Genomic DNA, 23,064 nt, shown 5'->3' with positions numbered 1-23,064 from the left:
ACCGGGATCCGGTCCCACCTCTTCTCTGTCGATCAGCTCACCCGCCGTCGGCGCATCCCCGCGAATGCCAGCACCGCACCGGCGGCCAGCGCTGCGAGGCCCGCGGCGAGACCGATCACGACCGCGCGGCCCTCGAGGCCCGTCGGCGGCAGCGGCGCGATGAACGTGTTCGTGAACACGATCGAGACACTGCCCGACGCGAGGGTCACCGTGCCGGTCGCGCCCGGCTGCTCCACACCGTTCACCGTCATGGTCGTCTGCGCGGCGTCGCCGGCATCCGTCTCGGAGACGCTGCACTCGCTGCCGGCCGGGAGATTCTCGATCTCGGCGGTGAGTCTGCTCGGGCCCCCGATGTCATAGGAGGCGTCGTGCACGATGAGCCCGGGTTCGGGGTGCGACGGATCGACGAGCACACACGTCACGTCGACGGGGAAGGTGCGCGTGACGCTCGACGCCCCGGTGCCGTCGACGATCTTCGAGATGCTCAGCGCGCTGACCCCGAACGTGTTCGTGATCGCCACCGACGTCTGGTCCTCGGCATCCGTGTTCGGAAGCGGCTCGAGGGATGTCGTGGTCGCGGTCTGCGGGTCGCCGGTGGCCCCGCCCTGTGTCACCACGATCGTCGTGGACTCCGCTCCCGCGGTGTCGGTCTCGGTGACGGTGCACTCGGCACCCTCGGGAAGCTCCGTCCACGTCACCGTCTCGCCGTCGGCGATCGTCTGGGTCATCGGTTCGGCAGCGGTGACCTGCTGCTCGTCCCACACGCAGGCGAGAGTCACCTCGAACGGCCCGTACTCGATGGGCTGACCGTCCTGGTCGACGGCGCCGCCGTTGTCGACGGTCTTGGTGACCGAGACCTGCGCGAGGTTGAAGGTGTTGCGCACCTCGAGGCCCGGCTGCGGCTGGTCGTCGACGGTGAGGTTCGTCGGGTCTGTCTCGACGGTGAAGGTGTAACCCTCACCGTCGCCGGCGACCACATCGCCGTTCTCGTCGAGGATCTCGGTCGAGTTCGCGCCGCCGTCGTCGACCTCCACCAGCGTGCACTGCGCACCGGTGGGCAGGTTCTCCCACAGTGCGGTCGGCGAATCGGCGCTGACGATGCGGATGTTCCCGCCCGGGATGTCGACGAGCTCACCGTCGCGCACGCAGCGCAGTCGCAGCTCGTACGCGGCGGTGCCGAACTTGTCGGCGCCGTCCCCGGCGAAAGTCTTCGTGACCTCGAGCGATCCGGTCAGGTACCAGTTGGTCGCGGTCACCGTGACCAGACCTCCCTGAGCGGGGACGACGCCAGTGCCGATGGCGGTGTTCTCACCGTCATTCGGGGTGATGACGACCGCGTCCGCACCGTTGAGATCGATCTCCTCGACGACGCAGAACGAGCCCGCGATGACATCGGTGACCGCCGAGCTCCAGCCGTTCGCCGCGTTCAGCTCGACCTCCCCCGAGAGCTCGACCTCGCCTGCGTAGGCGCACGCGTAGCTGAAGGTGAAGGTCCGGTCGATGCCGAACTGCTCGGCGCCGCCTCCCTCGAACTCCTTGACGAGCAGGAGCGCCGTCGCGTCGTAGAGGTTCGTGTACGTCACCGTGTTGACGACCGCGGTGCTGTCGGGCTGCAGCTCGGGGATCACGACGGTGCGCGTCTCCTGATCGATCTGCGGCGCGAGCGGACCGTCCGCGCCGGGGACGTCCGCCTCGGTGATCGTGCCGTTCGCGCTTCGGTCGTCGGTCTCGGTGATCGTGCACTCCGACCGTGCGGGGATCTCGGTGATCGTCTCGGTCTCGTTCGCGTCGAGCGTGAACGTCTCGTCGACCACCGTCTCACCCTGGAAGGTGCAGACCACGTGGAACTCGAACTGCGTCGGCACGAACGGCGAGTCCGACTCGACGAGCTTGCCGACTTCGAGCGAGGCCCACTCGTAGGTGTTCCCGACCTCGATGGCGAAGGTCTGGTCGGCCTCCGTCACGGTGATCGATTCGGGCGTGACGGTCGTGCCGGTCTGACCGAAGTCGTCCTCATCGACCGTGCAGATGGACCCGACCGGGACATCGGGGATCACGGCCGGCGTGCCATCGGATTCCAGAGTCACCACACCGTCGTCGACGAGCGGCACCTCGGCCCCCTGCCAGGTGCACGAGACCGTGGCCCTGTACTCCTCGGGAACCGGGAACCCGTCGGGAGCGTCCACGACCTTCGCGACCGACACCGCGCCGTTCTCGAAGACGTTGGTCACCGTCACCACGACGGGCGTCTCGCCCTCGCCGATCGTGACCGGCTGCTCGGGGCTGATCTGCACGTCGCCCGTCGCGAACCCGGGGTCGGTCTCGGTCACGGTGCACAGCGCACCGGTCGGCAGGCCCTCATACAGCGCCGTGCCCGCGCCGGTGATGGTGCGCGTCGCACCGCCGGGGATGGGCACGTCGACCATGTCGCCGTTGACCTCGCGGACGCACGACAGGCTCACCTCGTACTCGTAGGTCGTGGCGGGATCGAGCGCGTTCGCCGGGACCCCGTCGAGCTCCTTCTGCACCTGGAGCGAACCCACCGTGAAGGTGTTGGTGACGTCGGCCGGGGTCGGGACCTCGGGGTCGTCGCCCACGGTGACGGTGACGCTGCCGCTGTTGGAGTTCGCGCCGCCGTCCTCCGACTCGGTGATGGTGCACTCCGCGCCCGTCGGGAGGTTGCTCACGAGCCACGTCGGGTCGTCCCGGCTGAGCGTTGCCGAGTTCTCGTACACAGGGTTGGGCGTGACACCGTCGAGGGTGCACGTCATCTCGACGGTGAAGGTGGCGTCGCCCCATGCGTCACCGCCCGCCCCCGCGATCACCTTCGTGACCTCGACCGCACCCACCGTGTACACGTTGTCGAATCCGACCGCGGTGAGCGCCGTCGTCGAGCCTTCTTCGTAGGGCAGGACCGTGAAGGATGCCGCATCCGTCGTCTCGGGATCTCCTGCGACCCCGTTCTCGGTCACCACGACCGTCGTCGAACCCGCACCCGCAGCATCCGTCTCGGTCACGGTGCATTCTGCGCCGGCAGGGATGTCGGAGAACTCCTTGGACTCCCCATCGCTGAGGGTGAACTGTCGATCGGCCTCGGGGATCGTCTCCTGCCCGAGGTAGATGCAGCTCGCCTCGAACGAGTACGTGCGCTCGTAGACGATGGGAACGTCGTCCTGGTTCACGGCGCCGCCGTTGTCGACGCTCTTCTCGACGGTGAACCCGCCCGCGGCGTACTGGTTGGTGATCTGAATCGACGACTGCTCGGGGTCTCCGGTGTACGGGTTCCACACCGATGGCTCGGTGCTCCAGTCCCGGTCGGCGATGACGCCGGCCTCGGGATCGACGGTGACCGTCACGCCCGGGATGAGCGGGTCCTCCGCAACGGTGCAGGTCGAGAACAGCGGCAGGTTCACGGGGCCGGTGATGCTGTTGTACTCGAGCACCATGCCGTCCGCCGCGACGGAAGGACGGCTCGCGTCGCTGCCGTCGGCATGCTGGAGGGTCACCGGCTGTCCACCGGACGTGCAGGTCACCAGCAGCGGGTAGCTGTCAGGCAGGTCGATGTCGGTCGCGAAGTCGGGGGCGAGAACCTCCTTCGACAGCAGCAGCTGGCCCGTCGCCGCAGCGATCCCGACCTTCTGCGGCTCGACGATCAGCGACGGGCGCTCCGGCTGCGTCACTGTGGCGTTGGAGCGGGATGCCGTGGCGAACGAGTTGTAGGCGACGGGCAGCCCTTCGGGGTCGGCCGAGGCGGGCGGCAGCACGTAGGGGGTGACGGTGTTGTAGGTGACACGGAGCGTCTCGCCCGGCCGCAGGCCAGGGGCGGGTGAGACGCCGTCCGGGGTGTCGTAGACCAGCACGATCATGAACGTGCGCATGGCGTCGATCACGTCCTGCGGAACGTCGGGCGTGCTCAGCGTCCACTCGGCGTCGCACCCCGGATCGGGGGTGGCCCCTTCGGTGACGACCCGGATGGCGTTCGCGTTGCACGCCTGACTGAGGATATGCGGCGACAGCAGGATCGCACCCGACAGGTATGCGCTGTCGGCGAGCTCGTCGAAGTTCGCGTCGAGCTGCCCGGTGACTTTCACCGGGAACTGCGACCCGCGCCCGCCGGGCACGATCACGCCTTCGTCCCCGACTGTCGGCAGCGTGTCGACCGCGGCGATGATGCGGGCGCTGGTGTTGCCCGAGTTCGTGAAGTCGAGGCGCCACGTCTCCTCGCCGCCGGGGCGGGTGATCGGAGCGCACGGGTACGAGTAGAAGCCTTCGTTCAGCACGCCGGGGAGGCTCGGATCGCACGCCGAGCCGTCACCGTTCACGTTCAGCACGCCGAGGTCGTCGTCGGTCGTGGCAGGGTCGCCGGCGCCGTCGCCCTTGACGTACTTCTTCGCGGCGATGGTGGCGATCGCGATGGGCGCGACCGTCGTGTCGGCCGAGCATTCCGGCACGCCGGGCGGCGTGTTCTCGATCGGCTTGGGGGTGAGATCGGTGCCGTTGACCACCGTCGTGCCCTCGCACGTCTCGAACAGCCGGTCGGACGAGACGGTGACCTCGTTCGACACCGTCGTGTCGGGGGTGACATCGTCGCGGAAGAGCAGCGGGGCGTTCACGGTGAGGGTCCAGCCCGCGTTGAACACGAAGTCCATCGGCGACTGGATGAGCAGCTCACCGGTGGTCTCGTCGAGGGATGCCGTGAATCCGGGGTCGCCGCTGGGCGCGCCCGCGCCTGTCAGGGCGAAGGTGTACTGCGGCGGAGCCGGCTCGACGAGCAGGGAGCCCTGGGCGTCGGTCTGGACCTGGTCGACGACCTTCAGACCGGTCATGTTCCACTGGCCGGTGTTGGTGACCGTGATGACGTACGGGATCGTGCCCGCCTGACTCACGAGCGAGGACGATCCTCGCGTCTTGGTGACCTTCACGGCGTTCGGCCGATGCAGGACGACGGTGGTGTCGACGGCCTCGCCGGTCTGCTCGAACGTCTGCGCGCCGAACTGCGCCGTGCTGTACGACTGCACATCGTCGCTGATCACGCCGAGCGCGGTCTCCCCCGGGTTCGGCGCGAGGTCGGGGCGCGTCGTCGACACCTGCACGGCCGGGTCGCTGCGCAGGAAGTCGCGCCTCGTCGTGGACAGCGCGAAGTTCAGCTGCGGGTTGTACGGCCGCTCCCACTGAAGGATGTTCCCGTCGCCGTCGACCTGCTGGGCACGGAAGCGGACGCCGACGACCGTGCCCTCGTCGGCGACACCGGCGGGAAGGTCGAAGTCGATGTTCTGGTTCGGGATCGCCGCGACCCACGCGCCGTCGACCCAGCACGGCGAGAGATCGTCGAGGGGCGCGCCGTTGCAGGTCGCCGTCAGCACGCCGCCCGCCTCCGCGTACTCGACGTCGCGCGTGCCGTCGTCGTCGACGAGGACGTCCATCGCGACCTCGTTGACCGGGGCGGGCACGGTGATCCGGGCACCGGTGTAGTCCATCGTGTTCCAGAACGTCGGCGTCGTGTCGGTGAGGCTGAAGAACGTGGCACGTGCGGTCCCGTTGGGACGGCCCCCGAGCTGCGTCGTGTAGTCCTTGGACTGGTCCTCGTAGATGGACTCCGGCGTGATCGTCTTGGTCGTCGTGATGGCGTAGCTCGCGTCGACGATCTGGAAGTCGTCGTTCGCTGTCGCCGCACCCGTGCCGCACTGGTTGTCGTCGCAGTCCGTGAGCACGGGACTCTCCAGCTGCGTGCTGGCGTCGTTCTCGATGCTCTCGCCGGGCGCCGTCACATCGACGGGCGTGCTCGGGTCGGAGCGCAGCACGTCCCGCAACTTCCACGTGAGGGTGACGCCGCCCTTCGCTCCGGTGGCGATCACGGCGCCGCCCGCGTCGTCGCGGAAGGCGATCGAGATCCCGGTCACGTCGGCGAGATCCGTCGGATCGAGGGCGAGCGCGTCCGTGTAGCTGTAGCCCTGCGTCGCGGCGCCGCGCGTGAGGGTGACGGTCGTCTCGGCCTGGGTGATGCCGGAGGGGATCTGGATCGAATCGATGTCGTAGAGGTTCAGGGTGTCGAAGGCGGTCGGGGCGGCCTGCGTCGGCGACGGGTCGGTGATCACCATTCCGGTCACGCGCGCTGCGGACGTGTTCTCAGCCACCAGCGTGGCCGAGATGAGCGGATAGTCGGCCGGATCGACGCCGAGCGCGGGATCGGGCAGCCCGAGCGCATCCTGGTCGAACTCCTTGGTGAGGGTGGCGTTGATGGGCTGGTCGACGATCAGGATCGTGTCGTCGGCGACGTCGACACTGTCGACACCGGTCGTCGTGTTGATCCCGTGCGCACTCGCGGTGTTGTCGACGAGGCCCTGATCCCCCGTGTTGTAGGTGTAGGGGTGGAGGTCGCCGAGCACGAACTGCGTCGGGTCGCTGCGCAGGGTGTCGCGCACGCGGAAGTCGAGGTCGACCGGTCGCCGGTCGTAGGACGTGCCCACGCCCGCGCCCGCCACCCTCTCGGTCAGGACGATGCGAACGGCGAGCGTGTCGGCGCTCTGCGGGCCGCTGAGCGCGTAGCCGCCGAACTGCCCGTCGCAGCCGTTCACGCACGCCTGCGCGGTGATGTCGGTCCACCCGTCGCCGTCGATCCACAGCGACACCTCGCTGATCACCGCGTTCACGATGAGAGGGTCGGTGGCCGGCGTGATCGGATCGATCGCCACGAGGTCGAACGCGTCGTAGACCGACGTCACGGTGTCTACCGGATCCTCGGTCTCCGAGATGTCGGTGAGCGTCATCTCGCTGATGTTCAGGCCGTCGGTCGACCACAGCAGCCTTGCCGTCCTGACTTCGGCGGACAGGGCCGGAACGTCGTCCTGCAGCCACTGCTTGTCGAGGAAGTCCGGCCCCGTGCCACCGCCGTCGATCGGCCGCAGGTGGATGTCATCCTCGTCGGTGGCGGTGTGCTCGCCACCGGCGTCCGGGTTGTCCACCAGAGACTCGGCGGTGTTCGTATAAGTGGCCTCGGTGTCGTGCGGGTCGGTGACCTCCACGCCGACGTGCGTGACCACGGTGAAGCCCGGCGGCAGCAGAGCGGGGCACCCCGGCGCGCCCGAAGGGTCGTACTCGAACTGGATGCCGCCGATGTCGTCCTGCAGGTCGGCGGGGATCTGGTACGACCACAGCGCCTGAGGTCCGGCGACGTCGGTCGCTCCGGGCAGATCCGTCCACGGCCCATCTGTGGACTTCGGCCAATAGCGGACCGTGAGCGTGGTGCAGTCGGGGATATCGGTGTTGCTGATGTCGGTGGCTGTGAAGTTGTCCCAGAACTCCGTGTCGCCGGACGGGTCGGCCGGGTCCGAGATCACCAGCTTCTCCGAGCCGGCGTTCGATTCGGGCGTGACGTTTCCCGTGAGGGTCATGTCGGCACGGGTGCCGGGCACCCCCCAGATGTCGGACGGCGTGATGGTCTTGGTCACGCTCGTGTCGAGGTTGAGCGGATCGATGGTGAACGAGGCGTCGGCGTCGTCCACCCCGGTCTGCCCGTTGGTGTTCTCGACCTCGGTGTCGACCTCGTTCGTGCTCGTGACCGGCACGTCGGTCGGCAGCGCCGTGACGTCCACCGGGAGCGTGGCGTAGGCGCCCGAGACGATGTCGTCGCCGGCCGCGGAGAAGACGACGGTGAAGCCCTCGACGGTGCACCCGGTGTCCGGATCGGGCAGTGTGTCGACCGCCGTGGTCGACGCCGTGCTCGACGGACAGTCGGAGTACGTGTAGGTGATCTCGGCCGATGTCGCCGCGACCGGCCACGCGAGTCCGGCGCCGAAGCCGTCGAACGACAGACCCTGGTCCGAGAACGAAGGGCTGCCGGCGGACGGCTCGGTGATCGTGAGTGTCTGCACGTTCTGCTGACCGACTGTCGCGGTGATGTTCGCCGTGGTGCTCTGGCCGCTGACCAGCGTGTTGTCGCCGAAGGACTTGGTGATCGACACGTCGGGCTCGCGCTGGGCGATCGTGATGCTCGCGTCATCGGTGACCCGGTCAGTGGTGACCCCCTGCTTCGAGACGGTTGCCGAAGCGTCGTTGTCGACCGTGACGTCGGTGCCGTCGGGAATCGTCGTCACGGTGTCGTTGGTCTCGGTGTGCACCACGACGCTGCCACTGGCTCCCGGGGCGAAGTTCCCGGTGAAGACCACCCGCACGCCGCCGGCGCCGGAGATGGGGTCAGGCGGCGTGTCCGTCCAGCCCGCCGGGTCGACCCAGTACTGGACGGTCTGCCCCGTCGTGCCCGGCGGCGCGGTGATGTCGACGCCGGTGACATCCAAGTAGCCGCCGAAGTCGGCGGGCGGGTTCACCGGGTCCTGCACGGTGATCGTGTCGACGTTCTGGTTCGAGTTGTTCCCGGGGGTGATCGTCCAGTCGACGGGCTGGCCGGCGACGGCGGGGAGGGTGCTCGTCGGGTCGACGGTCTTCTCGACCTTCGGCGCCAGGGTCACCGGGATGTCCAGGACGATGTTCGCCGACGCATTGGCGGGCGGCGCGTTGTCGCCATCCACATTCGCCACGTTGGTGACGGTCTGGCCGTCGAATGTGCCCGATGCGGTGGGGTCGACGATCGCGTTGACCGTGATGGTCATGCTGTAGCCGGCCGGCCAGAGCACCGGGCTCACCGACGTGTCGAGGCCCGGGACGACCGTGAAGCTGTTGCCGGCGGTGTCGACGTTCAGGTCGTACTCGCCCACGGGTTGTCCGCCCGGCGGGTTGATCTGCACGGTCACCGGGTTCGGGTTCGCCGGGTTGAACAGGAGCGGTGCCGGCAGCGTGTCGCTCAGCAGTGTGTTGTAGCAGCCGGCGTCGTTGGCCGACGAGCAGTTGACGGTGATCTGGTAGGTGACGCTGTCGCCCGGCCCGAACGGCCCCGCCTGCACCGCCGACTTCTGGATCGAGTACGTCGCGGTGTCGTCGGCGAGCGCCGCAGGCGCGACCCCGACGAAGACCGATGCCGCCGCCAAGATCAACGCTGTGATGCCCGCGAGAAGACTCCGACGACGTTTCATGCTTCGACCCCCGAACGCGAACACGTAACGGCCCTCAGCCTAGGGGCAGATCAGCGAGCATTTCCAGACGCGGGGTGTTACTCGAGTGAATATTGTGGCCTGCTCGAAACGTGTGCCGGCCGGACGGATGCGGGCGGCCACGGCAACCGTCACCGCCTCAGTAAACTGGGGGACTATGTCGAAGGTCCTCCAGTCCCTGCCCGTCGGCGAGCGCGTCGGCATCGCCTTCTCGGGAGGACTTGACACCTCCGTAGCCGTCGCGTGGATGCGCGACAAGGGCGCGATCCCCTGCACGTACACCGGCGATCTCGGTCAGCCCGACGAGGACGACATCGACGCGATCCCGAGCCGGGCTCTCGAGTACGGCGCCGAGGTCTCGCGCCTGGTCGACTGCAAGCCCGCCCTCGTCGAAGAGGGCTTCGGCGCCCTCGCGTGCGGCGCGTTCCACATCCGCTCGGGCGGACGCACCTACTTCAACACGACGCCCATCGGCCGCGCCGTCACCGGCACGCTCCTCGTGCGCGCCATGAAGGAGGACGGCGTCGACATCTGGGGCGACGGCTCGACCTACAAAGGCAACGACATCGAGCGGTTCTACCGCTACGGCCTGCTCGCCAACCCCGCTCTGCGCATCTACAAGCCCTGGCTCGACGCTGACTTCGTCACCGAGCTCGGCGGCCGCCAGGAGATGAGCGAGTGGCTCGTCGAGCACGGCTTCCCCTACCGCGACTCCGCCGAAAAGGCGTATTCCACCGACGCGAACATCTGGGGCGCGACGCACGAAGCCAAGACCCTCGAGCACCTGAACGTCTCGCTCGAGACGGTCGAGCCGATCATGGGCGTGCGCTTCTGGGACCCGTCGGTCGAGATCGAGACCGAGGACGTGACGGTCACGTTCGAGTCCGGCCGCCCCGTCGCGCTCAACGGCGTCGAGTTCGCCGACCCGGTCGCGCTCGTCTTCGAGGCGAACCGCATCGGCGGCCGCCACGGCCTGGGCATGAGCGACCAGATCGAGAACCGCATCATCGAGGCCAAGTCGCGCGGCATCTACGAGGCACCGGGCATGGCGCTGCTGTTCACCGCGTACGAGCGCCTGGTCAACGGCATCCTGAATGAAGACACGCTCGCGACCTACCACGAGCAGGGCCGCCGTCTCGGGCGCCTGATGTACGAGGGCCGCTGGCTCGAGCCGCAGTCGCTCATGCTGCGCGAGTCGATCCAGAAGTGGGTCGGTTCGACCATCACCGGCTCGGTGACGCTGCGCCTGCGCCGCGGCGAGGACTACACGATCCTCGACACCACCGCCCCGCGCCTGTCGTACCACCCCGACAAGCTCTCGATGGAGCGCGTCGGCGATGCCGCGTTCGGCCCCACCGACCGCATCGGCCAGCTCACCATGCGCAACCTCGACATCGCCGACTCGCGCGTGCGCCTCGAGTACTACGCGTCGAAGGGCCTCATCGGCGGCGCGACCGGCGAGCTCGTCGGGCACCTCACGCAGGGCGAAGCCGGCGAGATCACGGAGCGCGCCGAGGACTTCAGCGCCGAGCAGGAGGAGCTGGCGGAGGCGACGGATGCTGCGAACGAGGCGTCCGCGTTCGACCTGGGAACCGACTGACAGACGCGGCAATAACTTGCACACAACTGTGCAAGTTATCTAACGTGGAGGGATGACCTCCCCGATCGATGCCGCGCGCCGTCCGCGGCGCGACGCCCTCGAGAACCGCGCGGGCATCCTCGCCGCCGCTCACGTCGCCCTCGCGCACGACCCCCGCGCTTCCGTCGACGCCATCGCCCGGCAGGCCGGCCTGTCGCGCCGCGCGCTCTACGGGCACTTCGACGACCGCGACGCCCTGGTGCGCGAACTCGTCGCGCAGGGCGCCGCGCGCTTCAACGCCGTCGCCGCCGCGATCGACGACGCCGACGCGCGCGTCGCGCTCGCGCGTCTCGCCGCGGCCCTCTGGAACGAAGCGGCGCACGTGCAGGTGCTGGCGGCGATCGCGCTCGACGAGGCCCACCTCGAAGAGACCGCGACCGCGCTCGCACCCCTGCGCCGCACGGTCGTGCGCATCGTGCGCGACGGGCAGGAGGCCGACGTGCTGCGCACCGACGTCGCCGCCCCGACGCTCGCCCGCCTGGTCGAAGAGACCGCGCGCACGGTCATCACGCGCATCGATGCCTCGTCCCCCGCCGCTCGCGACCTCGCGGTGCGCGCCGTGCTCAGCATCGCCGGGCTGTCGTGGCGGCAGGCCGACGCGCTCCTCGAGGCGCATCCCGAGATCCTCGCCGCTCCCGAGGCGGCGAGCGCGTGAGGGTCGTGCTCGACGCGGTCGGCAAGGGCCGCCGCGAGCACGCTCTGCCGGTGACCTCGGCCTTCTTCGAGTCCGGCCGCGCCACGCTGGTCGCCGCCGAGACCGAGCAGCGGCCGACGGTGCTCGGGCTCATCGCGTCCGGGCGCATGCGCCCGGACACCGGCCGCGTCGAGCTGGACGGGCGGACGGATGCCGCGGCCCTCCGTCGCCGCATCGCACTCGTGGACGCTCCCGAGGTGTCGGAACCCGAGCCCAACGTCACGCTCGCCGGTGTGGCCGCCGAAGAGCTCATGTTCGCCGGACGCCGGTCGGATCCCGTCGCGGTGCGACGCTGGCTCGACGAGCAGGGCCTCGGGGACGAGGCATCCGTCCCCGTCTCGAACGTCGACCCCGCCGGCCGCGTGCGTGCGCTGTGCGAGTTGGCCGTGCTGCGCAAGGGCGTCGAGGGGATCGTGCTCGTCTCGCCCGATCGCCACGGCGGCGCGCCCGCCGCATGGTGGGCCGTGGCCGAGGACTTCGCCGAGCGCGGCTTCGCCGTGCTCGTGATCGCGGGGCAAGCGTCTTTCCCGCTCGTTGAGCGAGCGAAGCGAGTCGAAACGCCCCGCACCATCGGACGACCCCGGATCCACCGCCTCACGACCCCCACGAAGGAGGGTCGGGCATGAAGGTCCCCCAGATGATCCTCGCGGAGCTCCGGCGGCTCGGGTCGACGCGCATGTCGCTCATCGCCCTCATCGCGCTCATGGTGGTGCCGATCCTCTACGGCGGCCTGTACCTGTGGGCGAATCGCGACCCGTACGGCCAGCTCGACCAGGTGCCGGTGGCGCTGGTCGTCGCCGACACCGGCGCGGAGCTCAACGGCTCCGCGCGCAACCTGGGCGACGAGGTCGCGCAGGAGCTCATCGAGGACGGCACGTTCGACTGGCACCTCGCCACCATCGAAGAGGCCGATGCCGGGCTCGACGACGGTGGTTACGACTTCGCGATCGAGCTGCCCGCCGACTTCACGGCCGCCATCGCCTCGATCACGACCGGCGACCCGCGCACGGCCGACATCATCCTGCACACCAGCGACGCCAACAACTACCTCGCCTCGACGATCGGCACGCAGGCGGTCGAGCGCATCCAGGCGACGATCACCGAGAAGGTCGTCGCCGAGGCGGGCCTCACGATGCTCGATGCCCTCGACACCATTCGCGTGCAATTGACGGATGCCGCCACCGGCGCCTCGCAGCTGGTCGACGGCCTTGCGCAGGCCGGCGACGGTGCGTCGCAGCTCTCCGACGGGGCGACGCAGCTCGCCGACGGCACCGCCCAGCTGCGGGACGGCGCCGCCCAGCTCTCCGACGGCTCCGCGCAGGTCGCCGACGGCGCGGCCCAGGTCGCCGGCGGCACCGCACAGCTCGACGCGATCGCGGATCGCATCGGCGCAGCATCCGCGTCGGCGATCTCGGCACTGCCCCAGGTGCGCGACGAGATCGCCGCGAAGCTCGCCGAAGCGGGACTCGACCAGGCGCAGATCGACGACGTGCTCACCACGCTCGATCCGGTGGGCGACCGCCTCGACGCGGTCGACAGCCGCGTGCAGGGAGCCGTCGCCCAGATCGACCGGCTGAACGCCGGCGCCCAGCAGGTCTCGGCGGGAGCGGCATCCGTCGCCGCCGGCTCGGCGACCCTCGCCTCGGGCACGGCGACCGCGGCCGACGGCGCGGCGCAGCTGCGCGAGGGCGCGACGACGCTCGACAGCGGCCTCACGCAGCTCGAGGACGGCGCGACCCAACTGCGCGACGGACTCTCCGCGGGCGCAGCGCAGCTCCCCTCCTACGACGCGAACACCCGTCAGGCGCAGGCCGACACCCTCGCGGCGCCCGTCGAGGTCGAGCGCTCGTCGCTCACGCAAGCGCAGAACTACGGCGCCGGTCTCGCGCCGTTCTTCGCCGCCCTCGCGGGCTGGATCGGCATCTACGCGCTGTTCCTCATCGTCAAGCCGGTCTCGAAGCGCGCGGTCACGGCGCTGCACTCGCCGATCCGCATCACCCTGGCCGGGTGGGCGACCCCGGCGCTCCTCGGCGGCGTGCAGATGCTCGGCCTCTTCGGCGTGCTGTCGCTGGCGCTCGGCTTCTCGTTCGCGCATCCGCTCGCGACCCTCGGCATCCTGCTGCTCGCCTCGGCCACGTACGCCGCGATCGTGCTCGCGCTCAACGTGTGGCTCGGGTCGGTCGGACAGTTCCTCGGGCTCGTGCTCATGGTGCTGCAGCTCGTGACCGCCGGCGGCACGTTCCCGTGGCAGACGCTGCCCGCGCCGCTGGCGGCGCTGCACCACGTGCTGCCTATGGGCTACGTCGTCGACGCGATGCGCCAGGTCATGTACGGCGGCAGCGCCGACCGCGTCTGGCTCGACCTCGCCGTCCTGCTCGCCTGGCTCGTCGGCGCGGGCGTGATCGCCGCGATCGGCGTCACCCGCATGACCCACTTCCGCACGCTGCGCGACCTGCAGCCGAGCGTGATCGGGTAGCGGGCACACCGAGGACACGGATGCTGCGGGGACGCGGCATCCGTGTCATTCGATGCTTCTCAGCCGACGCTGCCGGGCACTCACGACAAGAGGCCGGTCTCGTGATTCCCGGAGGGATCGGGGGGGCGATTCGGCGGCCGGCGCACCCCGGGGTTAGCATGCGGAATGGTGCCGTGCGACCCGAACGCGCGCGGCACCGAATGTCGCGGTGTCCGGCACCGCGTATCCCCCCACCTCGCCCGGAAAGCCTTTTTCAATGACGAAGCCCCAGCCCTCCCCGTATGCCGTCGACGACACCGTGCCTCGCCGGTCCGCGGGGAGGACGATCGGCATCGTCCTGTTCAGCATCCTCGCGGGCATCGTGGTGCTCGCCCTCATCGCGGTCGGCTTCGTCACATACACCGCGCAGCACTCTTTCCCGCAGCTGAGCGGCGAGGTGAAGGCAGAAGGGCTCGAGGCCGAGGTGACGGTCCAGCGCGACGTGCTCGGCATCCCGACCATCACCGCGGACTCGCCGGGTGACCTCTTCTTCGCGCAGGGCTACGTGCACGCACAGGACCGGTTCTGGGAGATGGACTTCCGCCGGCACGTCACGAGCGGGCGCCTCTCCGAGATGTTCGGCGAGTCGCAGCTCGGCACCGACAAATTCCTGCGCACCCTCGGCTGGCACGACATCGCCCAGCGGGAGGTCGACGCACTCGACGCCACCGAGCGCGCGTACTACGACGCCTACGCCGACGGGGTGAACGCGTACCTCGCCGACCACCAGGGCGCCGACGCGTCCTTCGAGTACGCCGTGCTGGGCCTGCAGAACTCGGACTACCAGATCGAGCCCTGGACGCCCGCCGACTCCGTGGCGTGGCTGAAGGCGATGGCCTGGGACCTCCGCAGCAACATCGAGAGCGAGACCGAGCGCGCCGTCATGGCGCCGGACTTCACCGAGGCCGAGATCGATCAGCTCTACCCCGGCTACCCGTTCGATCGGAACCCGGTCATCGTGCCGAAGATCTCGACGGTGCCGGCGCTCGGCACGGCTCCCGACCTCCCCGCGGAAGAGGGAGCGGCCGAGGGCGAGGGTGATGCGGCCGGCGACGCTGCGGGAGAGACGGATGCTGCCACCGCCGCGATCGAATGGACCGAGGTCGACAGCGTGATCGAGGCCGTCGGCGAGCTCGTCGGCGACGCGGGCGAGGGCATCGGCTCGAACTCGTGGGTCGTGTCGGGGAGCGCCACCGACACCGGGATGCCGCTCCTCGCCAACGACCCGCACCTCGGCGCGTCGCTGCCGAGCGTGTGGCACCAGATCCAGCTCACGTGCTCCACCGTGAGCGAGGAGTGCCCGTTCGACGTCGCCGGCTTCGGCTTCTCGGGCCTCCCCGGCGTCGTGATCGGCCACAACGCGCGCATCGCGTGGGGGTTCACGAACCTCACCACCGACGTCACCGACCTGTACCTCGAGAAGGTCGAGGGCGACTCGTACTGGTACGACGGCGCGCTCGTGCCGCTCGAGACGCACACCGAGACGTTCAAGGTCGCCGGTTCCGAGGACGTCGAGCTCGAGGTGCGGTCCACCGCGAACGGACCGATCGTCTCCGGCCTCACCGACGACTTCACCTCGATCGCGAAGGCCCCGTACACGGGGACGGGCGGCACGGTGGCGGAGCCGCCGGCTGATGCGCCGGCGGGCGAGACGGCCGTGAGTCTGCGGTGGACCGCGCTGCAGCCCGGGACCACCGCATCCGCCATCTTCGCGCTCAACACCGCTGAGGACTTCGACGACTTCCGGGGCGCCGCGGCCCTGTTCGACGTGCCGGCGCAGAACCTCATCTACGCCGACGTCGACGGCAACATCGGGTATCAGACGCCGGGCAAGCTGCCGATCCGCGGTGCCGGCGACGGCTCGATGCCGCAGCCCGGGTGGGACTCGACGTATGCCTGGAAGGGCTATATCCCGTTCGAGGAGCTTCCGGTCTCATACAACCCCACCGAGGGGTACATCGTCACCGCGAACAACGCGATCGTCGGGCAGGACTACACCTACCCGCTCACGCGCGACTGGGACTACGGCTGGCGCGCTGCCCGCATCACGGAGCTGATCGAGCGCGCGATCGCCAAGGGGCCGGTCACCGCGGACGACCTCAACGCCATCCAGGCCGACAACTACTCCTTCATCGGCATGCGCCTCACGGCCGCCTACGCCGACGTCACCACGGGCGACGACGAGACGGACGCCGCGCTCGACCTGCTGCAGGAATGGGACGCCCAGAACAGCGCCGACTCGGCGGCCGCGGCGTACGCGAACGTGCTGTGGGACACCCTGGCCGAGAACGTGTTCGTCGACGGGCGCGAGAACCCGGCGCCGATGAGCGGTCAGGGCCGCCAGTTCCTCGTGATCGATGCGCTGCTCGACGACGAGGCATCACCGTGGTGGACCAACGACGAGCTCGGAGTGGACGGCATGACCGACATGCTGAAGCGCTCCGCGATCGACGCCTACGAGCGCCTCGTCGACGCCCAGGGCGATAACCCGTCGCGCTGGAACTGGGGGAACCTGCACGCCCTCCCGCTCGAGAACGAGAGCTTCGGCCAGTCCGGCATCGCGCCGATCGAGTGGCTGTTCAACCGCGGCCCGTTCCCCGTGGGCGGCGGCTCGTCCGTCGTCAACGCGACCGGCTGGGACCTCGGCTCGAGCTTCGCGACCGTCACGGTGCCGTCGATGCGCATGATCGTCGACCTGTCGGACTTCGACGCCTCGCGCTGGAACCAGCTGACCGGCCAGAGCGGCCACGCCTTCCACACGAACTACATCGACCAGGTGGAGTCGTGGCAGAAGGCGGAGCTGACGCCCTGGGCGTTCACACCCGAGGCTGTGGAGGCGGCGACGACCGACACGCTCGTGCTGAAGCCCTGACCGCAGGCCCCGTCCCGCCGTCAGCCGCCCGAGGCGGGCGGGGTGCGCTTGGATTCGGCGAGCTCGTCGACGTGCAGGCCGGTCTCGTCGATCGTGCCGTTGCGGTAGGCCTGACGGCCTACCATGTGCGCCGACAGCGGTGCCGTCGCGAGCTGGATCAGCACGACCGGCACCAGGAAGGCGACCACGGGCCACGACCGCAGCGACAGCGCGATCGCGAGACAGATGAGGATCAGCCCGAGCACCTGCGGCTTGGTCGCGGCGTGCAGGCGGGTCGGCACATCGCGGAAGCGCAGCACGCCGATCGCGGCGGTGAGGCACAGCAGCGCGCCGATGAGGATCAGCACCATCGCGGCGATGTCGAGAGCGGCGTCCATCAGCGGTCCTGGTCCCTTCTCGCGACGAACCGCGCGATCGAGATCGACCCGAACACGCCGACGGCGGCGATGATCAGCAGCACCGGCAGCGTGCGCGTGTGGTGGTTGATCGCCATCTCGGCGCCGAGCACGCACATCACCAGGGTCAGCAGAACATCGGATGCTACGGCCCGATCGAGGATCGAGGGTCCGATGACGATGCGCCACAGCGTGAGCAGCGCCGCGACCGCGAAGATCACGTAGATCGCGAGCAGCAGCACGTTCATCGGGAACCCCCTCGGGCCACGGTGCCATGGGGCGCGGCATCCCTCATCGCCTGCAGCTGCGCATGCGAGCCGACCGCGCGCACGATGCGCTCCTCCCAGTGGTGCACGCTCGCGCGCTGCTTCTCGACGTCGGCGTCATCGCGCACGCCGATGACGTGGAGGTACAGGATGCGGCGGTCGCGGTCGGTGTCGACGATGAGGGATCCCGGGATGAGGGATGCGGTGACCGCCGTGTGCGTCATGATGAGGTCGTCGTCGGTGACGAGCTGCGCCGCGATGATCGCGGCACCGGGCTGCCGGCGGAAGTCGAGCACCTGCCACGCCACAGTGAGCGAGCCCTGCACCACCGCGAGGAGGAATTCGACGACGAAGACGAGCCCCCACCAGAGGTTCACGCGGCCCGACAGCTCGACGGGCGGCAGGCGGAAGACGCGTGTCACGACGAGGGCGGCGACGAGCCCGGTGAAGAACGCGAGCCACGTGAACTGGCCCCACAGCAGCATCCACAGCGCGATCAGCCACACGAAGAACGGCAGCTGCCGCCACGCCGTCGCGAACCCGCGGCGGAGCCGGCTCTGCGGCAGGTCGGGACTCACGGCGCCTTCTCCGTTCCCGAGGTGTCGGCTTCGAGCTGCGTCAGCGACACCGGCTGCAGCAGCGCCTCGCCGATGCGCGTGCACACGTCGTAGAGCGGCCCGGCGAAGATCGTGAGGGCGACGGTGATCGCGACCATGCCGGTCGTCGCGGCGGTCATGATCTTCGGGATGACGCGGCGCTCGGTCTCGACACCGGCAGCGGGCGCCGAGCCGAGGTACGAGATGCGCGCCTCGGTCTCGGCCGAGTCCTCGTCTTCCCGCCAGAACGAGAGGTTCCACGCCCGCATCAGTGCGTAGAGCGTGAGGAGGCTGGTCAGAATGCCGCCCACCATCAGCACCAGCATGATCGGCGTGCCCACCTGCGCGGCCGCGTCGAACAGCGCGAACTTGCCGATGAAGCCCGAGAACGGCGGCAGTCCGCCCAGATTGACCGCGGGGATGAAGTACAGCACTGCGATGACGGGCGCCGCCTTCATGAGGCCCTTGACCCGCAGGATCGACGTCGAGCCTGCGCGACGCTCGACGAGGCCGACGGCGAGGAACAGGGTCGTCTGCACCACGATGTGGTGGACCATGTAGTAGATCGTCGCGCCGATGGCGGCAGGCGTCGCTATCGCCAACCCGAAGATCATGTAGCCGATGTGGCTCACGAGCGTGAACGACAGGATGCGTTTCAGCTCCGCCTGCGCCACCGCGCCCAGCACGCCGACGATCATGGTCGCGAGCGCCACCCACATGAGCAGCTGGTTCACGTCGTTGTCGAGGAAGAGCTCGGTCTCGGTGCGGATGATCGCATACACGCCGACCTTGGTCAGCAAGCCCGCGAAGACCGCGGTGACCGGGGCGGGCGCCGTCGGGTACGAGTCCGGCAGCCAGAACGACAGCGGGAAGACGGCGGCCTTGATGCTGAACGCGAGCAGCAGCATGAGGTGCAGGATCAGCTGCGTCTCCTGCGGCAGCTCGCCCATGCGCTCGGAGATCTGCACCATGTTCACGGTGCCGAGCGCGCCGTAGATCATGGCGATCGCCGCGAGGAAGAGGATCGACGACACCAGTGAGACGACGATGTAGACGACGCCGGTGCGGATGCGCGACTCGGTCGAGCCGAGGGTGATCAGCACGTACGAGGCGACGAGCAGGATCTCGAACCCGACGTAGAGGTTGAAGAGGTCGCCCGCGATGAACGCGTTGAAGATGCCCGCGCCGAGGATCAGATACGACGGATGGAAGATCGAGACGGGGGTGTCGTCGTCGCCGTCCGCGGCACCCTGGCCGACGGAGAACAGGAGGACCGCGAGCAGCACGATGCTCGACACGACCACGAGAAGGGCCGCGAGCCGATCGACGTAGAGCACGATGCCGAACGGGATCGGCCAGCCGCCGACCGACACCGCGATCGGCTTGTCTCCGGTGTCGACGACGTACAGCAGGATCGCGGCGATGACGGTGACCGCGCTGAGGGTGACGACCGAGACCGTGACCTGGGTCTTGCGGTGACGCCCCGCGATCAGCGCGATCGCGGCGCCGAGCAGCGGCAGTGTGACGAGGAGGGGGACGAGGGCGGGCGCGATCTCGGTCATGCGTCGTCGCCCCGATCCCGCGGATCCTGGTCGGGGCGGTCGACCGGCGCGTCGTCGCGCAGGCCTGCGAAGTCCCGCGCCCCCAGGATCGTGATCGGAGCGGTGTCAGTGCCGACGAAGTCCGTGGTGGCGTCGTCGTCGGTGTCCTCGATCTCGGTCTCCTCGTCCATCGTCTCCTCGGCCTCGGCGGCGCGTTCGCGCACCTCGAGGTCGGCCTCGTCGTCTGCCACGGTGTCGGCTTGACCGAGCTGCCAGGACCGGTAGATGAGGGCGAGGAGGAACGCCGAGACGGCGAAGGTGATGACGATGGCGGTGAGCGTGAGGGCCTGCGGGAGCGGGTCCGACATCTCGTCGACGGAGGCCGAGCCGAAGAACGGCGCGACGCCCGGGTCTCCCATGACGATGAGCAGCAGCAGGTTCGTCGCGTTGCCGAGCAGCAGGAACCCGATGAGCACACGCGTGAGGCTGCGCTCGAGCATGGCGTAGACGCCGCAGGCGAAGAGCACGGCCATCACGATGATGAGCACGAGGGAGACGTTCACGGCACGCTCACCCCCTGCTGCTCACGCGCTTCCTGCGCCTGGCGGTCGACCTCGGCGCCGAGGCTGCGCAGCACGTCGAGCACGAGACCGATGACGACGAGGTAGACGCCGATGTCGAACAGCGTCGAGGTGACGAACTCGACGTGGCCGAGCAGCGGCACATCCCATTCCCAGAAGTAGCTCGTGAGCGGCTGGTCGCCGAAGAACACCGGCACGATCGCGCACGCGACGGCGATCGTCATGCCCGTGCCCAGCAGGCGCCCGGCGTCGGTGGGCGCGGCGGCGCCGAGTTCGTAGCGGCCGCCCGCGACGTAGCGCATGACGAGGGCCATGCCCGCGACGAGGCCGCCCGCGAACCCGCCGCCCGGCAGGTTGTGCCCGGCGAAGAGGAGATACAGCGACACGATGATGATCGTGTGGAAGAGGATCCGCACGATCACCTCGAGCATGATCGAGCGGTTCTCGGGCCGCACGCGCTGGCCGCCGACGAGCCACGCCATCCGCCCGCCGCCCGCGCCGCGCGGCTGGACGCCCTCAGCGGTCTCGACCAGGGGGCGCCGCGTGCGCGTCGCGCCGGTGGGCAGCGACGAGATCGCGCGTGACAGCGTGTCGGCGCGGTGGGTGACGAACACGAGGGATGCCACGCCCGTCGCGGCGAGGATCAGCACCGACAGCTCTCCCATGGTGTCCCAGCCGCGCAAGTCGACGAGGGCGACGTTGACGACGTTCTTGCCATGGCCCAGCTCGTACGCGAGGTCGGGGAAGGCGTCCGAGATCGGCTTCTCGACACGGGCGCTGGTGGCGACGATGGCGACGAGCGCCATCGTGATGCCGACCGCCGCGCCGAGGACGGCGCGGGCGACGGGCCAGACCGAGGCGTTGTGCTCGCCCAGGCGCGATGGGATTCGGCGCAGCACGAGCGCGAACGCGACGAGCGTCACCGTCTCGACGAGGATCTGAGTGAGCGCGAGGTCGGGCGCGCCGCTGGTCGCGAAGAGCAGCACCATGCCCAGGCCCGTCACCGACACCAGCACGACGCCGGTGTACCGCTTGCGCGCGCGGATCGCGATGAGGCCCGCGGCGATCATGACGGGCGCGACGAGCAGCTGCGTCGGCGTCTGATACGCGTCGAGCTTCGCCTGCCAGTCGTCGCTCGCGAGCAGGGCGGTGGCCTCGGCCGCGACGAACACGACGAAGATCGTGCCGACGTAGACGGGCAGCGAGCCGCGCTGCGTGAGGCTCGTGGTGATCACCGACAGGCGCGCGACGACGCGCAGCGTGCCGTTGTACGCCTCGGCCGCAGTGAACGGCAGCAGGCGCTTCGCCGGTCGCCAGCTGCGCGTCGCCCAGAACACGAAGACGCCGATCGCGATCGTGGCCAGCGAGATCCACAGCGCCGGCTCGAGCCCGTGCCACAGCGCGAGGTGGGCGGGATGCTCAGGTGGGGCGACGCCGGGCGTCGACGACGGCGCCTGGTCGGCGTAGGGCGTGAAGACCTTGTCGAGCCACGGCGCGAAAGCGCCCGCCACGACCGTGAGGCCCGAGAGCACGATCGGCGCCACGAGGAATCCGATCGGCGGGTCGGGCCATTCCGTATCGGGCATACGGTCGCCGTTCGCTTCGCGCTTGGTTGAGAACGCGCCCCAGAGGAAGCGGATGCCGTAACCCGCCGTCAGCACGGATCCCAGAGCGATGCCCACGAGGGCCACCATCCCCCACGCGGAGCCGCCCAGCGCCTCGTGCAGCAGCGCGGCGAGGGCGCCCTCCTTGGCGACGAAGCCGATGGTGGGGATGATGCCGATCATCGACGCGACGGCGATGATCGAGAACGTCGCCATGACCGGCGCCTGCCGGCCGACGCCCGAGAGCTCGGTCAGGTCGCGGGTCGACAGCTGGCGGTCGATGACGCCGACCACGAGGAACAGCGCCGACTTGAAGAGGGCGTGACTCAAGAGCAGCGCGAGACCTGCGAGCGCAGCATCCCGTGTCCCGTATCCGAGAACGACGGTCAGAAGGCCCAGCTGGCTCACCGTGCCGAAGGCGAGCACGCGCTTGAGGTCGGTCTCGCGCAGCGCCTGGAAGCCGCCGAGCAGCATCGTGAACACGCCCAGCGAGATCACGATCGGCCGCCACGGCGGGGCGATCGCGAACACCGGGGCGAGTCGCGCGATGAGGTAGATGCCCGCCTTCACCATGGCTGCGGCGTGGAGGTAGGCGCTCACCGGCGTCGGCGCCGCCATCGCACCGGGAAGCCAGAAGTGGAAGGGGAAGATCGCCGACTTGCTGAGCGCGCCGACCAGGATCATCACGAGCGCCGCGTTCACGACCGGGCCTGACGGCGCCTCGGCGAGGATCGTCGAGATGCTGGAGGTTCCCGCGTCGACCACGAGCAGCACGACGCCGATCAGCATGACGAGTCCGCCGAGCGTCGTCACGAGGAGCGCCTGCAGGGCGGCACGACGGCTCGCCGCGCGCTTGTTGTAGTACCCGATGAGGAGGTACGACAGGACGCTGGTGACTTCCCAGAACATCACCAGCACGACGAGGTCGTCGGTGAGGACGAGTCCGTACATCGCCCCCGCGAACGCGAGCAGCACCGCCGCGAACTGGCCGAGATTCTCTTTCTTGCCGCGGAAGTACCAGCGGCAGTAGATCATCACGAGCGCGCCGACACCGGTGACGACCAGCGTCATGAGCCACGACAGCGTGTCCATCCGCATCGAGAGGTCGATGCCGAGCGGCGGGATCCAGGCGTATGTCTCGAACGGAATGTCACCCGCGAGCACCTGCGGCGTGAGCACGACGGCGTAGAGGAATCCGGCGATCGGGAGGATCGCCGCGATGTAGAACGCGCGGGCGCCGATGCGCGCCACGAACCACGGGAGAAGGATCGGAACGACCGCGAACGCGCCGAGAACGAGGAGCATACGGGCCTCCTC

At 69.4% G+C, this 23,064-nt stretch carries 12 protein-coding genes; 5 read left to right on the top strand and 7 right to left on the bottom strand.

The window, feature by feature from the left end; genetic code table 11:
* Nucleotides 1–32: 32 nt before the first annotated feature.
* Entirely contained in the window at nucleotides 33–9,026 is an 8,994-nt protein-coding gene (locus tag ACVN90_RS00255; protein WP_475100160.1) for a DUF5979 domain-containing protein, read from the bottom strand.
* 175 nt (nucleotides 9,027–9,201) lie between these two features.
* Here ACVN90_RS00255 and argG point away from each other — a divergent pair, with 175 nt between their 5' ends.
* The 5 genes from argG (at nucleotide 9,202) to ACVN90_RS00230 (ending at nucleotide 16,764) form a co-directional block, all read left to right on the top strand.
* Nucleotides 9,202–10,644: an argininosuccinate synthase gene (gene argG / locus ACVN90_RS00250; RefSeq protein ID WP_475100159.1), complete on the top strand. Its 1,443-nt coding sequence runs from the start codon at nucleotides 9,202–9,204 to the stop codon at nucleotides 10,642–10,644.
* Between the two features lie 52 nt (nucleotides 10,645–10,696).
* Nucleotides 10,697–11,338: a TetR family transcriptional regulator gene (locus ACVN90_RS00245; protein WP_475100158.1), complete on the top strand. Its 642-nt coding sequence runs from the start codon at nucleotides 10,697–10,699 to the stop codon at nucleotides 11,336–11,338.
* Nucleotides 11,335–12,003: a hypothetical protein gene (locus tag ACVN90_RS00240; protein ID WP_475100157.1), complete on the top strand. Its 669-nt coding sequence runs from the start codon at nucleotides 11,335–11,337 to the stop codon at nucleotides 12,001–12,003. Before ACVN90_RS00245 ends, ACVN90_RS00240 begins: the two co-directional genes overlap by 4 nt.
* Nucleotides 12,000–13,853: a YhgE/Pip family protein gene (locus tag ACVN90_RS00235; protein WP_475100156.1), complete on the top strand. Its 1,854-nt coding sequence runs from the start codon at nucleotides 12,000–12,002 to the stop codon at nucleotides 13,851–13,853. Before ACVN90_RS00240 ends, ACVN90_RS00235 begins: the two co-directional genes overlap by 4 nt.
* 256 nt (nucleotides 13,854–14,109) lie before the next feature.
* Nucleotides 14,110–16,764 (top strand): penicillin acylase family protein, encoded by a 2,655-nt coding sequence (locus ACVN90_RS00230; RefSeq protein ID WP_475100155.1) that lies wholly within the window; start codon nucleotides 14,110–14,112, stop codon nucleotides 16,762–16,764.
* 20 nt (nucleotides 16,765–16,784) lie between these two features.
* On the opposite strand, the gene mnhG is transcribed toward ACVN90_RS00230, so the two are convergent.
* From mnhG to ACVN90_RS00200, 6 genes are read right to left on the bottom strand one after another with little or no spacing between them, the layout of a single operon-like run.
* Nucleotides 16,785–17,141 (bottom strand): monovalent cation/H(+) antiporter subunit G, encoded by a 357-nt coding sequence (mnhG, locus tag ACVN90_RS00225; protein ID WP_475100154.1) that lies wholly within the window; start codon nucleotides 17,139–17,141, stop codon nucleotides 16,785–16,787.
* On the bottom strand, nucleotides 17,141–17,407 hold the full coding sequence (locus ACVN90_RS00220; protein ID WP_220288949.1) for an MrpF/PhaF family protein: 267 nt from the start codon (nucleotides 17,405–17,407) through the stop codon (nucleotides 17,141–17,143). The genes mnhG and ACVN90_RS00220 overlap by 1 nt, the downstream gene beginning before the upstream one ends.
* A complete protein-coding gene (locus tag ACVN90_RS00215; RefSeq protein WP_475100153.1) occupies nucleotides 17,404–18,003 on the bottom strand; it encodes a Na+/H+ antiporter subunit E in 600 nt (199 codons plus the stop codon). The genes ACVN90_RS00220 and ACVN90_RS00215 overlap by 4 nt, the downstream gene beginning before the upstream one ends.
* Nucleotides 18,000–19,583: a Na+/H+ antiporter subunit D gene (locus ACVN90_RS00210; protein ID WP_475100152.1), complete on the bottom strand. Its 1,584-nt coding sequence runs from the start codon at nucleotides 19,581–19,583 to the stop codon at nucleotides 18,000–18,002. The genes ACVN90_RS00215 and ACVN90_RS00210 overlap by 4 nt, the downstream gene beginning before the upstream one ends.
* Entirely contained in the window at nucleotides 19,580–20,125 is a 546-nt protein-coding gene (locus ACVN90_RS00205; RefSeq protein WP_475100151.1) for a Na(+)/H(+) antiporter subunit C, read from the bottom strand. The genes ACVN90_RS00210 and ACVN90_RS00205 overlap by 4 nt, the downstream gene beginning before the upstream one ends.
* Nucleotides 20,122–23,052, bottom strand: a complete 2,931-nt coding sequence (locus ACVN90_RS00200; RefSeq protein WP_475100150.1) for a Na+/H+ antiporter subunit A — start codon at nucleotides 23,050–23,052, stop codon at nucleotides 20,122–20,124. The genes ACVN90_RS00205 and ACVN90_RS00200 overlap by 4 nt, the downstream gene beginning before the upstream one ends.
* Between the last annotated feature and the right edge of the window lie 12 nt (nucleotides 23,053–23,064).

It is taken from the genome of Microbacterium sp. F01 (assembly GCF_056156365.1).
The sequence above is the reverse complement of the archived record's forward strand: the minus strand, read 5'-3'. Positions and strand labels throughout refer to the sequence as shown.